General features: G+C 38.4%; 9 protein-coding genes and 2 pseudogenes. 7 read left to right on the forward strand and 4 right to left on the reverse strand.

The genetic code is table 11. From position 1 onward, the window contains the following. Positions 1 to 405: 405 nt before the first annotated feature. On the reverse strand, positions 406 to 1,206 hold the full coding sequence (locus GA0116959_RS13955) for an undecaprenyl-diphosphate phosphatase (RefSeq protein WP_092721184.1): 801 nt from the start codon (positions 1,204 to 1,206) through the stop codon (positions 406 to 408). A 315-nt stretch (positions 1,207 to 1,521) separates the two neighbouring features. Between GA0116959_RS13955 and kdpA the strand changes: the two genes are divergently transcribed. The 5 genes and pseudogenes from kdpA (at position 1,522) to GA0116959_RS13980 (ending at position 9,625) form a co-directional block, all read left to right on the forward strand. Then, positions 1,522 to 3,246 carry a potassium-transporting ATPase subunit KdpA gene (kdpA, locus tag GA0116959_RS13960; protein WP_092721185.1) on the forward strand — a complete coding sequence of 575 codons (1,725 nt, stop codon included), beginning with the start codon at positions 1,522 to 1,524 and terminating at the stop codon, positions 3,244 to 3,246. Between the two features lie 11 nt (positions 3,247 to 3,257). Continuing rightward, a complete protein-coding gene (gene kdpB / locus GA0116959_RS13965) occupies positions 3,258 to 5,294 on the forward strand; it encodes a potassium-transporting ATPase subunit KdpB (protein WP_092721186.1) in 2,037 nt (678 codons plus the stop codon). A gap of 21 nt (positions 5,295 to 5,315) precedes the next feature. Beyond that, entirely contained in the window at positions 5,316 to 5,948 is a 633-nt protein-coding gene (gene kdpC, locus GA0116959_RS13970) for a potassium-transporting ATPase subunit KdpC (protein ID WP_092721187.1), read from the forward strand. Between the two features lie 289 nt (positions 5,949 to 6,237). Beyond that, positions 6,238 to 8,885 (forward strand): annotated as a pseudogene (locus GA0116959_RS13975) (ATP-binding protein). Positions 8,886 to 8,911: 26 nt separating this feature from the next. Then, entirely contained in the window at positions 8,912 to 9,625 is a 714-nt protein-coding gene (locus tag GA0116959_RS13980) for a response regulator (RefSeq protein WP_092721188.1), read from the forward strand. A 346-nt stretch (positions 9,626 to 9,971) separates the two neighbouring features. Here GA0116959_RS13980 and GA0116959_RS13985 read toward each other — a convergent pair. The 3 genes and pseudogenes from GA0116959_RS13985 to GA0116959_RS13995 form a co-directional block, all read right to left on the reverse strand. Continuing rightward, positions 9,972 to 10,106: pseudogene (locus GA0116959_RS13985) on the reverse strand (helix-turn-helix domain-containing protein); the annotation flags it as partial. 226 nt (positions 10,107 to 10,332) lie between these two features. Further along, complete coding sequence (locus tag GA0116959_RS13990; protein WP_092721189.1) at positions 10,333 to 11,433, reverse strand: NAD(P)-dependent alcohol dehydrogenase; 1,101 nt, start codon at positions 11,431 to 11,433, stop codon at positions 10,333 to 10,335. Between the two features lie 72 nt (positions 11,434 to 11,505). Continuing rightward, positions 11,506 to 12,954: an aldehyde dehydrogenase family protein gene (locus tag GA0116959_RS13995; protein ID WP_092721190.1), complete on the reverse strand. Its 1,449-nt coding sequence runs from the start codon at positions 12,952 to 12,954 to the stop codon at positions 11,506 to 11,508. Between the two features lie 168 nt (positions 12,955 to 13,122). Here GA0116959_RS13995 and GA0116959_RS14000 point away from each other — a divergent pair, with 168 nt between their 5' ends. Beyond that, positions 13,123 to 14,037: a LysR family transcriptional regulator gene (locus GA0116959_RS14000; RefSeq protein WP_092721191.1), complete on the forward strand. Its 915-nt coding sequence runs from the start codon at positions 13,123 to 13,125 to the stop codon at positions 14,035 to 14,037. Positions 14,038 to 14,236: 199 nt separating this feature from the next. Further along, a complete protein-coding gene (salA, locus tag GA0116959_RS14005) occupies positions 14,237 to 15,526 on the forward strand; it encodes a salicylate 1-monooxygenase (RefSeq protein WP_092721192.1) in 1,290 nt (429 codons plus the stop codon). The last annotated feature ends 138 nt before the right edge of the window (positions 15,527 to 15,664 follow it).

Here is a 15,664-nt window from a genome sequence, read left to right on the forward strand (position 1 = left end):
AAGCGCGTAGTGCTGCATAAGATGAATCAATGTAAATAAAACCTCTACGGAGGTTTTATTTTTTAGGGATGAGTAATATCGGAGATTCAAGGGTAATTATATTCATTTTATAAATTAACGCTCAATCTTAACCTAAAGTAAAATATTGATTTTAAATGTGAAAAATCAAAGTCATCAAGTAAAATATTTGTTGAAGTTATAAAACTAAGTTGAGATGTTTTTATCTATCTGCGTGATCTACTGGAGAGCGTTTTTGTGCAAATGTAAGAATCAGATTGAGTCCATGATGAAGAAATCACAAAGTTAACAATATTGTTTATTCAGTTGGATCATCATATAGCACGCCAGATTTCGGCATAACATATATGCCTAGACAACCTTTTTTATTTTGAGCTCACAAATGAATTATAAAAAGATTATTAATAAAATAATCCCCAATATCAGACGATACCAAGCAAATACTCTTAACGTGTGTTTTTCAACAAATTTAACTAAGGCTTTAACCACCACAAATGCGGCAATAAATGCAGCTACAAAACCGACTGAAATATTTATTAAATTATCCGAAGTGAGGACATCAGCATTACGTATTAAATCGTAAGTTGCCGCTCCCAACATGGTTGGCATGGCAAGGAAAAAAGAAAATTCTGTTGCTGCTTTACGGGATAAGCCAGAAAGCATTCCGCCAACAATGGTTGCACCCGATCGAGATGTACCCGGAATCATGGCAACGCATTGTGCAAGACCCACAAGAATGGCTTGCTTTAAACTAATGTCTGTAGCTTCAATGGTTTTAGGCTCAAACTTTTTTGCTTCGATTGCAAAAATAATGAGTCCACCAATGATCAGTGCACAAGCCACCACAATAGGGCTAAACAAAACGTGTTTAATAAAATCGACAGCGAATATTCCAATAATGACGGCAGGAAGAAAGGCCATAAATACATTGAGCGCAAAGCGTCGAGCATGTAGATCCCCAGAAAAAAAACCTTGTAATAATGCTATGATTTTTTGTCGATATAACCAGCAAACAGCAAGAATAGCCCCCAATTGAATAACGACTTCGAAAGCACGCCCAGAATCCGATTGGAAATCAATCAGGTGACCAAAGAGTATTAAATGTCCTGTGCTGGAAATAGGTAAAAACTCGGTTAAACCTTCAATTAATCCCAAAAAAAAGGCTTTAAGCAGTTCAAGATTTTCCATGTGTGTAATCATTATCGTCATCAATTTTTGATTCCTTTTAATCTATTTTTTGTTGTTTATAAATAAAACAGAATCAAATTTTACGAAAATTTTACGCTCTATGTATTTTGATGAATAGAGAATTTACGCATGCTTTTTAGATACTAGACCGTGGAATATCCCCAAGTTTAGGATGGAAAAGATGAGTGCTACATTCATAGCGTCTCAAAAAGTACAGCATCCAAGAATGTGCTTCGTACAGATACTTAAAAATCATCGCTATATCAAGATCAATAACAGGTCTATTTCGCACTCGTTAAAGAGGAGTGAAATGCCATGTTAGTGTTTATTTTACTTTTGCTCATTGTGATGGTTCTTGCTTATCCTTTAGGTAAATATCTTGCGGCAATCATGCAAAATCGTGAGATGAAAATTGACCCTGTATTCAACTGGATTGAAAAACCAATCTATGCTGTGTTGGGGACAAATCCTAAAATTGGCATGAACGTGAAGACCTATTCACTGAGTTTTTTGCTGAGTTGCTTGGTACTAGGCGTAGTGACTTGGATTTTATTTATGACCCAAGCCAGCTTGCCATTTAACCCAAATAACGCACCGAATATGTCGTGGGATTTGGCATTACACACCATGATCTCATTTTTAACCAATACCAATCAGCAACACTATTCAGGGCAGGCTCAACTGTCTTATTTGTCGCAAATGGTGGCTATTGTGGGCATGCAAATCATTACACCCATGATGGGCTTAGCCATGGTTGTCGCCACCGTTCGAGCATTGTTTTATAAGCACTCGAATACCTTGTCAGAAGAAGAACAGAATGCAAGTTTTGGTACAAAAGTTCAAAAAATTAATATCGGTAACTATTGGGCAGATGTGATTCGCCCAACATTCCGTTTTTTAATTCCACTGTGTATGGTGTGGTCGCTATTGCTCACTAGCCAAGGTGTACCGTCTACATTTCAGGGTGGTCCTGAAGTGCAAGTCATCGATCAAACGACTGAATTGAAAACTCAAAAAATTCCATTGGGTCCAGTTGCACCCATGGTGGCAATCAAACAGTTGGGTAGTAATGGTGGTGGTTGGTATGGGCCGAATAGTAGTGTGCCACTGGAAAATCCAACACCGTTATCGAACTTTTTAGAAATGTTGGCGATTCTTCTGATTCCAGTTTCTGTGATCTTTATGTTGGGGTTTTTCACCAAACGTGCAAAATTTGCAGGATTCGTTTTTGCTTCAATGCTGCTGATGTCCGTCATTTCAGCAAGTAGTGCGATTTGGTCTGAGAGCATCTCATCTACAGCAACACAGCTGTATGCAATGGAAGGGAAAGAAGTTCGTTTTGGTGAAGCATCTTCAGCACTTTGGGCAGCTGTGACTACACAAGTCAATAATGGCTCTGTCAATATGATGCATGACTCATCTGCGCCATTAACCGGCTTTGTGGCTTTAGCCAATATGCTAATTAATGCCATTTGGGGCGGTATTGGTTGTGGTTTACAGCAATTTATTATCTATCTGTTTTTGGCGGTATTTATTGCAGGTTTAATGACCGGACGTACTCCTGAATTGTTTGGTCGAAAAATTGAAGCGGGTGAAATTAAACTCTTGGCGGTGGTGATATTAATTCAACCGATTGTAATTTTAAGTTTAACGGCTGTGACTTTATTTTTCCCTGAATTAACGGGTAATAGTAATCCGCAATACCATGCTGTCTCACAAGTACTGTATGAATATGTTTCTGCATTTGCCAATAACGGTTCAGGCTTTGAAGGTTTGGCAGATAACACCGTGTGGTGGAATGTCAGCTGTGGTGTGGCTTTATTATTAGGTCGTTTCCCCACACTGATTATTCCATTGTGGATTGCAGCACGTTTAGCAGCGAAACGTCAGGCACCCGAAAGTAGCGGGAGTTTAAAAGTTGAAACACCAACCTTTGCGTTCACGCTCATTGCGATCGTGGTGATGTTGACTTTATTACAATTTATGCCAGTCCTCGTCTTAGGGCCGATTGCTGATCATCTGTTATTGGTACAAGGTTAAGGGTGACTACAATGAATCATTCAAAAAAATCTATTCAGAATCCAAAAAATACGTCAACTTTATTTCAGGCTGAAGCATGGAAAAATGCCTGTATTAAATTGCTTCCCCAACACATGATTAAAAATCCTGTCATGGCGATTGTATGGCTGGGTACTATTATCACTTTTGTCAGCACCTTGATGGGTAAAGCTGACTCGGTCTTTGGCTTATTGGTCACCTTTATTTTATTTGTCACTGTACTGTTTGCCAATTATGCAGAAGCGGTCGCAGAAGCGAAAGGTCGCGGTCAAGCGTCGTCTTTAAGACAGGCGCGTCAGAATTTAACAGCACGTCTGATTCAACATAAAGATGATACTGATGGTAAACAAATTGCCGCCTCTTTATTGAAAATGCATGATCTGATTGAAGTTCGTGCTGGAGAGTTGATTCCTGCTGATGGCGAAATTATTTATGGTTTTGCCACCATTAACGAAGCGGCGGTTACGGGTGAGTCTGCACCTGTATTACGTGAAGCAGGCACAGACAAATCAGGTGTGATTGGCGGTACTAAAGTCCTCACTGACCGTATAGTGGTACAAATAACGGCCGAAGCAGGACATAGTTTCTTAGACCGCATGATTGCTTTGGTTGAGGGTTCTAACCGTCAAAAAACCCCCAACGAAATTGCATTGGGTATTTTACTGACCGTGATGACGGTGACTTTTATTGTCGTGGTGGGGAGTCTGCCTTTTATTGGGCATTTTCTGAATATTGAAATTAATCCAATTCTATTGGTTGCATTGTTGGTGTGTCTCATTCCAACGACGATTGGTGGCTTGTTGCCGGCCATTGGGATTGCGGGGATGAACAGGGCCTTAAAAGCCAATGTCATTGCGAAGTCGGGTAAAGCAGTTGAAGTGGCGGGTGATGTGGATGTGTTGTTGCTGGATAAAACAGGCACCATTACTTATGGTGATCGTCAAGCAACCGCTTTTTATCCGCTCGCAGGTGTGACTGAATCAGAGCTTCGTCAAGCTGCAGTACTAACCTCGCTTGCAGACCCAACACCTGAAGGTAAGTCTGTGGTGGCTTTAGCAAAAGAATTGGGAGAGCGTATCGTTGACCTAGATCAGGCAGAATTTATTGCCTTTAATGCATCAACACGTATTTCAGGGATTAATTTGTCCGATGGTCATCAAATCCGTAAAGGAGCATTCGATGCAATACTTAAATTTGCATCGCAAAACCTTGAAAACCATAGCGAGTTAAAAGCTCGTGTAGAGCAAGTCGCATCTAAAGGGGCAACTCCCTTGGTGGTGGCAAAGGATCAAACTCTTTTAGGGGTGATCGAACTTTCCGACGTGATTAAGCAAGGGATTAAAGAAAAATTTGCGCGCTTACGTGAAATGGGCATCAAAACCGTCATGGTCACAGGGGACAACCCACTTACTGCGGCAGCAATTGCAGCAGAAGCAGGTGTGGATGATTATATTGCTGAAGCAAGACCTGAAGATAAACTGAATTGCATTCGTGAAGAACAAAATAAAGGACATTTGGTGGCCATGGTCGGGGATGGTACCAATGATGCACCTGCTTTGGCACAAGCAGATATCGGACTTGCCATGAATTCGGGTACACAAGCGGCCAAAGAAGCAGGCAATATGGTGGATTTAGATTCAGATCCCACCAAATTACTGGCAGTTGTAGAAATTGGGAAACAGCAGTTGATTACCCGAGGGGCATTAACGACTTTCTCTTTGGCAAATGATGTGTCGAAGTACTTTGCAATTTTACCAGCATTATTCGTTTCTGCTATTCCACAAATGGATGTCTTGAATGTGATGCAATTGGGTAGTTCTGAAAGTGCAATTCTTTCAGCACTTATTTTTAATGCGATTATTATTCCATTGCTCATTCCCATTGCGTTACGGGGCGTGAAATTTCAACCCTCTACATCTACCCAGTTGTTACGTCGTAATATGTTGATTTATGGTGTGGGTGGCGTGTTGTTGCCATTCGTTGCAATCAAAATGATTGATCTGATGATCAGTCCATTGTTGTCACTTTAAAAATTTGTGAGGATGATAAAAATGAACACTAAAAATGATCTAATGCAAAATAATCCCTTGGAAAATAGTCAACTGATTGACTCATCATTAGCAGGTTTAACCCGTGCATCTCTTGGTTTAACGCTTATTGCTTTGGGACTTTGTGGATTTGTATACAGTTCAGTTGCCACGGGGCTTGGTCAAGTGATCTTTCCGCTTCAAGCCAATGGTAGCTTAATTGTGGAGAATAATCGTATTGTGGGATCAAGCTTAGTTGCACAGCCTTTTGTTCAAGCGCAGTATTTTCACCCACGACCATCGGCTTCAAATTATGATCCCATGGTAATGGTAGGAAGTAATTTAGCCAGAACCAATCCAGCATTGCATCAAGCAGTCGATGAACGTTTAAATCAAATTTCAGCACAGGAACAGATGGATAAGTCAAAAATCCCTGCAGACTTGGTGACGACTTCAGGCAGTGGTATTGACCCTAATATTGGTGTGCAGTCTGCATTGATTCAGGTCAAACGTGTTGCACAAGCAAGACAGATTTCTGAGCCAGATGTACTAAAACTGGTACAACAACATACCATTCAACCGACTTTTGGAATTTTGGGCGTTGAACGTGTGAATGTACTAGAATTAAATTTAGCTTTAGATCAGCTTGCAAAATAATAGAGATCATCAACTTCAAGAACAATATATTCAATAGCGATAGGCATTCCTCGTCACGATTGATGGGGAATGCGTTGTATGAGCGGGTGAGGGTGGTTTTTATAATAATCGGCATCTTAACCCTCTTGGTTATAAAAAATAGAGGCCATACTTACTCCCTATTTAATTAGGGATTAGGGCAGATATCTAGATAATATTTTAAATAATGAATCCATCCTTATTAGAAATAAGCGGTTCATTTATTTCGGTATAACGTGGTTATCATTCTCCAAAGACAAAAGATATCTTTATGGAAAATAGAAATAATAAAGCAGATGTTTTGCTACAACATACTCAGCGCTATCAATCTGGGCGCTTAACCATATTTTAGGGGCAGCTCCCGGTGTAGGTAAAACTTTTGCCATGCTGGTTCGTGCGCATGATTTGGCCTTGCAAGGCAATAATATTGTCATTGCTTATGTTGAAACGCATGGTCGTGCAGAAACCGAAAACTTGCTTGCAGGCCTGAGTATTATCCCGCGTAAAATTATTGAGTACCAAGGGCATCAACTTGAAGAAATGGACTTAGATGCCGTTCTTGAAAGCAAGCCAAGCATCGTTCTTGTGGATGAATTTGCGCATACCAATATGCCGGGCAGTCGCCACGAAAAGCGTTGGCAAGACATCAATGAATTATTAGATGCAGGTATTGATGTCTTTACCACCATGAACATTCAACATTTAGAAAGTTTGAATGATGTGGTGCTTCAAATTACAGGTATTCGGGTGACAGAAACTGTGCCAGATCGGGTGTTTGAGCGTATTCGTGATATTCGCTTAATTGATTTACCAGTCAATGAGTTACTTGAACGGTTAAACCAAGGCAAAGTATATGTAGCCGAGCAAGCAGAGCAGGCTTTACAGCGGTTTTTTAATCACTCAAATTTAACTGCTTTACGTGAATTGGCCATGCAAACCGTTGCAAGCCATGTCGATGACAATGTTCGAGAAAATTTTGCGATTCAAGGTCTGACTCCTATTCCGCTCAAAAACCATATTTTAATTATGGTGGATGGACATGGGTATTCCGAAGCATTGGTTCGTACTGGATGTCGTATTGCTGAACATCGGTTGGCCCATTGGACTGTGGTTGCCTTTTCTAAAGATTCAAAAATAACAGTTAAGCAAGAAAACTCACAAAGCCGTGAAATTGAGTCTGCACTCAATTTGACGCGTCAATTGGGTGGAATGACCGAAACACTTTATGGTCAGCAACATGCCAAAACACTGTTTGATTACGTGATGGATCATGGCATTTCGACCTTGGTTTTAGCACAACCTACTCGAAAAAAAGTTCAGTTCAGCTTAAAACCAAATTTTATTGATCAGCTATTGAGATTCAAACCTCGCTTTGAGTTGAGTATTGTACCTATTGCTGCTGAGCAAAAAAATCACTCAATTTTACAAGATAAGGGTGAGTTTTTATCGCTGAGAGAAGCAGGTTATGTCATTGTTACCACAGGCATCAGTATTTTAATTGCCAGTTTGGGTGAACAATATCTGGGTATAGAAGATCTATCCGTCGTTTTTATCACAGCTGTGGTTTTTGTCGCATCCCAAACACGCATGTTGGTAGCAGCACTTTCTGCCATTTTGTTCTTTTTAGCCTATAACTTCTTTTTTATTAATCCTAAATTTACGTTACAAATATCAGCACACCAAGGCATGATTACTGTGGTGGCATTCTTGGGGGCTGCATTAATTTCAAGTCGATTGGCATCACGATTAAAAGAGCAAGTCACAGCTTTAAAAGCAGCCAATAGTTATAACAGCATCATGCAAGATTTAGGACAGAAACTCTCTACTGCGGTAGATGTGCAACATGTTCAAGAGATTGCTGAAAGCAGCTTAAGTAAAAATTTAAATGCAGAGGTGTGGATTTATTTTCCTGAAAGCGCACAAGCAAAAACAGCTTTAGACAACATCAGTGATAAAGAAAAAATTTCTGCTGATTGGAGCTTTAAAAACCACCAGCCTTCAGGGCGGTTTACTCAAACCTTGACTGAAAATGATTGGTGGTTTTTACCATTATTGGCCTCTAAACAATGTCTAGGTGTGGTTGGACTTAAATTTTCATCGCTACAATTGGTGTTAAATTCTGAGCAAAAACAATTGGCAGAGGTGATGGTTGAATATATTGCACAAGCTATTTCAAGGACTCAATTGACCAAGGCTTTAGAAATTGCCAATGTAAGTTCAGAAACAGAAAAACTGCGATCCGCACTATTGTCATCGGTATCTCATGACTTACGTTCACCTTTGGCATCGATGATTGGAGCAGCAGATACCCTAACTAATTATCGCCATTCAATGGATGAGAAAGATCAAAACAGTTTGCTCGAAGCGATTCATTTAGAAGGAGAGCGTTTAGACCGATATATTCAAAATTTATTGGATATGACTCGTTTGGGACATGAAGGACTTAGCCTCAAACGGGATTGGATTGGTGCCGATGAATTGATCGGTTCAGCCGTTCGCCGTTTAAAACGCTATATGCCAAAGTCATTGGTTGAGGTCCATTTACCTGATGAAACGCTCAATTTGTTTGTGCATGGGGCATTAATCGAACAAGCGATTTTTAATGTTTTAGAAAATGCGGCTAAGTTCTCACCTGAGGACAAAGCCGTTTCGATTCATGTTGCTAAGCGCACTGAAAATGAGATAGAAATAGCCATTAGCGATCAAGGACAAGGTATTCCTGAAGATGAACGTGATCGTATTTTTGATATGTTCTATACCATGGAGCGGGGCGACCGTGGGCAATACGGTACAGGTTTGGGTTTAACCATTGTGAAAGCGATTATTGGTGCGCATATGGGTAAAATTGTGGCATCTTCTGCGAAAAATAACCAAGGTACTTGTATTCGCATGCAACTTCCAATACAGCAAGTGGCGTGAACTATTTTATTCAATAAGGAGATCTGATGTCAGAGCAAAACGTGTCTGCAAGTGCGATGGTCAATGTGCTGATTATTGATGATGAAACACAGATTCGAAAATTTTTAGATATTGCTTTGCGGGCGCAAGGTTATAAAGTCCTTCAAGCTGTAAATGGTCAGCAGGGTTTAGAACTGTTGGCTTTGCAAGGTGCAGATTTGGTGATTTTAGATTTAGGGTTACCCGATCTAGACGGTTTTGATGTGCTGTCTGAGCTTAGAAGCTGGTCTAATGCACCAGTCATTGTACTGTCCGTTCGTGCTGACGAGGAGGAAAAAGTAAAACTATTAGATGCAGGTGCAAATGATTATGTGACCAAGCCTTTTAGTGTTCAGGAACTCATGGCAAGAATACGTGTTTTACTTCGCCAAGCGCAGCATGTGGTCGTAGAATCGGCTGTTTATGACGATGGTGTCCTAAAAGTTGATTTTGCACATAGACAAGTCTTTTTGAATCAACAGTTAATTTTCTTAACACGTAAAGAATATCATTTACTCAATTTACTCGCACAGCACAAAGGACAATTGATTACACAACCTCAAATTTTAAAAGAGTTATGGGGGCCGACGCATCAAGAAGACACACATTATTTAAGAATACTGGTGGCTAAATTACGTGGAAAATTAAACGATAATGCGGTGCATCCCAAATACATTATCACTGAACCTGGTGTGGGCTTAAGATTTTTGAATAGCTATTGATTTAAAAAGAATTCATTTTTACAGATTCACCATGTTGAGCTGTGGCAACAAATCGGGTTGTGTAGACTACAGTCTTGGATATCCTATACCCTCCGCAATTTTTGCGGATAAAACAGGAATAGTTTTTACTCAGTTTTGTACGCAAAAGCGTACAGAGATTTAGGGTTTTTGCGTCTATACGACCACATCCTTATTTCTTATCATGGGGACATAAAGAGCAGGATGCTCCAGATAAGAATAAGAAAAGACAGCAACGGAGAATGCAGGTACGACAGGAGTTTTACCTTAGACACAAATACGTAAAAAAGCCCAACAGGATGTTGGGCTTTTTTATTGCCTGTATCTTTTAGATCAAGCTTGGATGTGCATCTAAAATTCGAATTAAAGTCAATGCTGGGCCAGCGGGATAACGTCGCCCTTTTTCCCAGTTCTGTAAGGTTCTCGCACTGATATCTAAACGTGATGCAAACTCAACTTTGCTCACCCCCGTATTTTTTGAGCATAACTGATTTTACTTATCTCACCACCATTTTTAACCACATTACCTTTATCGGGCTGTACTAAAAGATCTTGTTAAAGCTGAGGATATTCTTCATCAGTGCCAAGATCTTTCGAGTAACCCTACAAAGTACAGTATTTCTAAAATATGAAAATACTGTACTCACTATCAGTTATAAAATAATTTATTGTTCAACTTACTTAAAACTTTAAGTAAATAACTCACCAATGATAACAATAGGTTTGATTGTTATACCTGTTTTCGAATCCTCAAATGCTTGATTGATATCTTTAAAATCATAAAATTTAACTAGTTTATCAAAAGGGAATTTTCCTTCTTTATAAAATTGAATGATTTTAGGGATGTGTATTTGAGGAGTAGAATCTCCTTGTATAGTGCCGACAATAGTTTTGCCTTCCATCAAGATATCATTAGTGAAATTTAAAGTAACATCTCCGCCCATACCAACAATAGAGATTTTTCCTGCTACTCTTAAGGCATCAATTCCATTTTTAATAACAACTGGAACACCGGTCGTTTCAATTGCATAATGGACACCTCCTTCTGTAATGTTTTTGACTTCTTCTACTACGTTTAAATTTTTACTGTTTAGAGCATGAGTAGCCCCAAGCTCTTTGGCTAACTCAAGGCGATTTTCATGTATATCAATAACAATAATGTTTTTAAGTCCTAAAAGATGAGCTGCCATCACTGCACTTAGTCCCACTGCACCCGCTCCATAAATGGCAATAGAGCTACCAGGCTCTGGTTTCAAACTGTTCATGACCGTACCACTTCCAGTTTGAATACCACACCCCATAGGGCCTAGTAATCTCAAGTCTACCTCATGATCTACTTTGACTACATTATGTTTATTTGCTACAGCATAGGTGGCAAAAGAAGACTGTCCAAAAAAGGTAGAATAGTTTTGGCCATCTTTATGTAGTCGATAAGTTTGGTCTTGAAGCTTTCCACCAAAATTGAGTTCAATGGTACGCATACATAAATTTTGATGTCCTATAAGACACTGAGAACAAGAGTTACAGTATGAGTAAGACAAGACGACATGATCACCAATTGCTAAATGAGTAACACTTGATCCCACTTTTTCAATAATACCTGAACCTTCATGTCCTAATACTGCTGGGAAAGGTGCACCATTTCCTTTAATTGATTCTGCGTCAGTATGACAAATGCCAGACGCGACTATTCTTATAAGAACTTCATCCTCTTTAGGTTCATCAATTTCAATTTCTTCAATCACTAATGGATGATTTTTTTCTTTCGCAAGTGCAGCTTTGATTTTCATACATTTTTCCTTAAATGTATCTGTTATCTAGCTTTTGGCTAGATAACATATGAATGAATATGATTTAAATTCTTATTTAATGAATCGAATTGAATGTGGCTCAAGATAAGATTTCAAGGTTTCATTGATGTCTAATTCACGACCAATACCACTTTGCTTGATTCCACCGAATGGCATGCCGAGCTGTAAAGAATCAAAACTATGGCTATTAATAAATGTGCTACCAGCTTCTACCTTTTGTGCAACTTCATAGGCAAGCTCAATATTGTCAGACCAAACAGATGAACATAGACCTTGCTCATTATCATTTGCATATTCAATCGCTTGTTCTACAGTTTCATAACCAATCAATGGAATAATAGGTCCGAATTGTTCTTGCTGAACAATCTCTAATGAGTTATCTAGGGTCTTCACGACGTGGGGTAGAACGTAGTATCCTTTATCCCATTGTTCTGGATTTAGTTTTTGACCTAGCTCACGTACTTCACATTGATCCGATGCTTTGGCATTTTTAATAAATTCCTGCACGATTGACCACTGCTTTTTATTGTTGAGCGGTCCAAAATTTGCTTCTGAATTTAGACCATGTCCCACTTTATATTTATTAACCTCTTCACAGAAAAGATCGAAATATTGATCAAGCTTATCTTTAGGCACATATATGCGCTTAACTGCAAAACAAATTTGCCCACTACGTGTAAAAACACCTTTTAATAATTTTGGCAAAATAGATTGGAAATCGATATCTTCTAAAATGATCGCTGCATCATTTCCACCTAATTCTAAAGTGACATCTTTAATGGTTTGAGCTGCACTTGCCATTACGGCTGCACCAGTGGTTGTTCCACCAGTAAATGCAACTTTGCGAACCAGTGGATGACTCGTTAAAATATTTCCTACATCTGCATCGCCATGTACGACGTTAATCACGCCTTTTGGAAATACTGCTGCTATTTTGGCAAGCAATTGAGTTAAAGCCAATGCTGAGAATGGAGAAGGCTTCAACACCACAGTATTACCTGTTAGTAGTAAAGGGCCTAATTTCATCATGGTTAAGACAATAGGCATATTCCAAGGCACAATTGCAGAGATGACACCTTTAGGTTTTTTGTGAATTCGTATCCAACCTGTTTCCTCTGGAATCTCTTTAGGTATCAAAAGATCATCTGGAGCCTGAGCATACATACTCATCACACCTGAACCTAGATAAAAATCAGTTTCGGCTTCCCACAGCATGCCGCCATGTTCGGAAATAAGCATCTCTTTTAATTCATCTTTTTGTTGAAAGATAAGATCAGCAGCTTGTTTTAAACAGTTTTGACGTTCAGCAATACTACTGTCTTTCCATCTAAGAAAAGCTTGATGTGCAGTATGAATGGCTTTTTCAACATCATTCAAGCTGGTATTACTAATAGAACCAATTTGATGGTTAAAATTTCCTGGATCATAGACAGGTTGAGTCTGGGTAGAAATGGGTAAAAAATCGCCATTTATAAAACCTGTAATGTGAACGAGTGACATGTATTTCTCCTTGAAGGCGTCCAGATTCATTCTGTAGGGGAAGAATAGATTTTCAGTATTTGAAAATTCAAAATAATAGATCCTTTATTTTGAATTTAGATAATATGAACTATATTTAAGAGGAAAAAATAGGCTAAAATGAGAGTTTAAGTTTCATAAAATGAAAGCATGAAAATTAGAGATAAAGTAAATGATCTGGACTTTTTTTTAAAAATTGTAGAAGCAGGTTCACTTACACGCGCAGCAGTCTTGCTAGAAAGCTCATTGCCATCAATGAGCCGTCGTCTATCTCAGATTGAACGACGATTGGGCGTTAAGTTAATTGATCGAAATGCTCGGCGTTTTAAATTAACCGAAAAAGGAGAATATTTTTTAGAAAATAGTCAACATATTTTGTCCTTACTTGAAAAAATGGAAAATAACTTACAAGGTGAACAGGACTTTTTAACTGGAAGATTAAGAATTGGTGCACTCAATCAATTTGGGAAACAGCATTTAGCCGGTTGGATTACAGAGTTGGCAGAACAATACCCTCATTTAAAGATTGAATTATTATTATCTGATTCTAAAGTAGATTTAATGGAACAGGAACTCGATTTTTCCTTTCAGATTGAGGTTCCTTTAGAGATCGATTATTTTTCTGTTCCACTCATTCAAGGTAAAAAAATTTATTGTGCCTCTCCTGAATATTTTCAAAAGTTTGGAATACCAGATAGTCCGTATATGTTGACTGATCATCAGTGTCTCTGTTTGATTAGAAATCGTCATACATTTAGTGAGTGGCCATTTATGGAAAATGGTAAAAATACTGTAGTTAAAGTCTCACCTCAATTAGCTAGCAGTAGTAGTGAAATAGTTCATCAATGGGTATTAGCTGGCAAGGGCATTGCTTATAAATTGAATTGGGATATTCAGGCTGATTTATCATCAGGAAAAATAGTTGAATGCTTGGCAGATTTTAATCCACTGCATAGAAATTTATATATGGTCTATCTAGAAAATAATTACACACAGCTAAAATACAAGTATTTTGTTGATTTTATTAAAAATAAATTTGGGATATTAACAAATAATACTTTGTGAAATTAATTGGTCCAAAATTCTGATCCACTTAAATCATCATCCTTATGAATCAGATATTTAATATCTTTTAATTAGTTAACGTCTTTTAAATCATAAATATCAATAAAATTGATAGTTTGTTCTAAAAAATATAAATTGGATAAATTCTGAAAAATCGCTAATGATGGAAATCTAAGCAGTTTAGTAAGGAATGCTAAAAATGGACAAAAAGATTAAAGTTGCGGTGATTGGTGGTGGGATTGCAGGATTAGCACTTACTACACAATTGGTAAAAAATCAAAATTTAGATGTACATCTTTATGAAGCCGCACCCCAATTTTCTGAAATTGGTGCAGGAATTTCTTTCGGCGCCAATGCAGTAAAAGCGATCCAATTGTTAGGTTTAAGCCAAGAATATGAAGGGATTGCAGATAAGGTGAAAGCACCTTATACAGATATTTGGTTTCAATGGCGCAATGGTTATACCGATGAATATTTATCTGCCTCTGTAGCACCCAATGTAGGACAATCTTCTGTCCATCGTGCAGATTTTTTAGATAGTTTAATTCCATTGGTTCCGCAGAAAAATGTGCATTTTAACAAACGTGTTCAAGAAATTAATGCTACAGAAAATCAGGTTTCAATTCAATTTATGGATGGACAACTGGTTGAATGCGATTATCTGATTGGATGTGATGGTATCCATTCTGTAGTACGTAACCATGTGCTTGATTCTCACCAACTCGCACGTGTGAGTCCCGAATTCTCTGGTACTTGGGCATATCGTGGAATCATTAAATTTAAAGACTTTAAACAAGCCGTTCAAGATCTTGGTAATGATTTAGAATTGGCTGAAGTGCCTCAAATGTTATTAGGTAAAGATAAACATATCTTAACTTTCCCTATTCGTCAGGGCGAAGAAATTAATATTGTTGCCTTTAAGTCTGATCGTACTCAAACCACATTGCCAGAAAATACGCCTTGGACGAAACCTGTTTCTAAACAAGAAATGTTAGATGACTTCGCAGATTGGAGTGATAGCTGTCAGGCCTTATTGAATTTGATTGAACAACCGACAATTTGGGCATTGCATGAAACGGCGCCTTTAAATACTTATAAAAATAGAACTCAAAATGTCATTGTGATTGGCGATGCAGCACATGCCATGTTACCGCATCAAGGTGCAGGTGCAGGGCAGGGTCTAGAAGATGCACTGATCTTAGCCAACTTGTTAGCTGATTCAGAGCTCACAGCAGAAAATATTAAATTGGTATCAAAAATCTACGAGGAAATTCGTTTAGAGCGTGCAGTTAAAGTTCAGCATACCTCACATGAATCAGGTGAAATTTATGAATTTTATTCTCCTCAGTACCAAAGTTTTGAAGACATTGGTGTACATCTAGCACATCGTTTTGACTGGTTATGGCAACACTCACTTGAACAAGATATTGAAAATGCCACCACAGCATTGCAGTTGGATATCAAGCAACATCTAAAACTGGCAGGTTAAAGCTAGAAGCCAAATTAAAAAGGGAGAGTGGCTTACTTTGAATAGATCAGAAAACTAGCCACCCAAATATAGATTGCATACTTAAGGAGAATTAGTATGAACCGTCAACAAATTGATGCTCTCGTGAAAGAAATGAAT

This window comes from Acinetobacter albensis, from assembly GCF_900095025.1.
GTDB lineage: Bacteria > Pseudomonadota > Gammaproteobacteria > Pseudomonadales > Moraxellaceae > Acinetobacter > Acinetobacter albensis.

What these genes read in the sequence shown, in the direction of transcription:
- GA0116959_RS13955 (WP_092721184.1), bottom strand. Translation starts at nt 1,206, where the DNA reads ATGGAAAATCTTGAACTGCTTAAAGCCTTTTTTTTGGGATTAATTGAA.
- kdpA (WP_092721185.1), top strand. Translation starts at nt 1,522, where the DNA reads ATGTTAGTGTTTATTTTACTTTTGCTCATTGTGATGGTTCTTGCTTAT.
- kdpB (WP_092721186.1), top strand. Translation starts at nt 3,258, where the DNA reads ATGAATCATTCAAAAAAATCTATTCAGAATCCAAAAAATACGTCAACT.
- kdpC (WP_092721187.1), top strand. Translation starts at nt 5,316, where the DNA reads ATGAACACTAAAAATGATCTAATGCAAAATAATCCCTTGGAAAATAGT.
- GA0116959_RS13980 (WP_092721188.1), top strand. Translation starts at nt 8,912, where the DNA reads ATGTCAGAGCAAAACGTGTCTGCAAGTGCGATGGTCAATGTGCTGATT.
- GA0116959_RS13990 (WP_092721189.1), bottom strand. Translation starts at nt 11,433, where the DNA reads ATGAAAATCAAAGCTGCACTTGCGAAAGAAAAAAATCATCCATTAGTG.
- GA0116959_RS13995 (WP_092721190.1), bottom strand. Translation starts at nt 12,954, where the DNA reads ATGTCACTCGTTCACATTACAGGTTTTATAAATGGCGATTTTTTACCC.
- GA0116959_RS14000 (WP_092721191.1), top strand. Translation starts at nt 13,123, where the DNA reads ATGAAAATTAGAGATAAAGTAAATGATCTGGACTTTTTTTTAAAAATT.
- salA (WP_092721192.1), top strand. Translation starts at nt 14,237, where the DNA reads ATGGACAAAAAGATTAAAGTTGCGGTGATTGGTGGTGGGATTGCAGGA.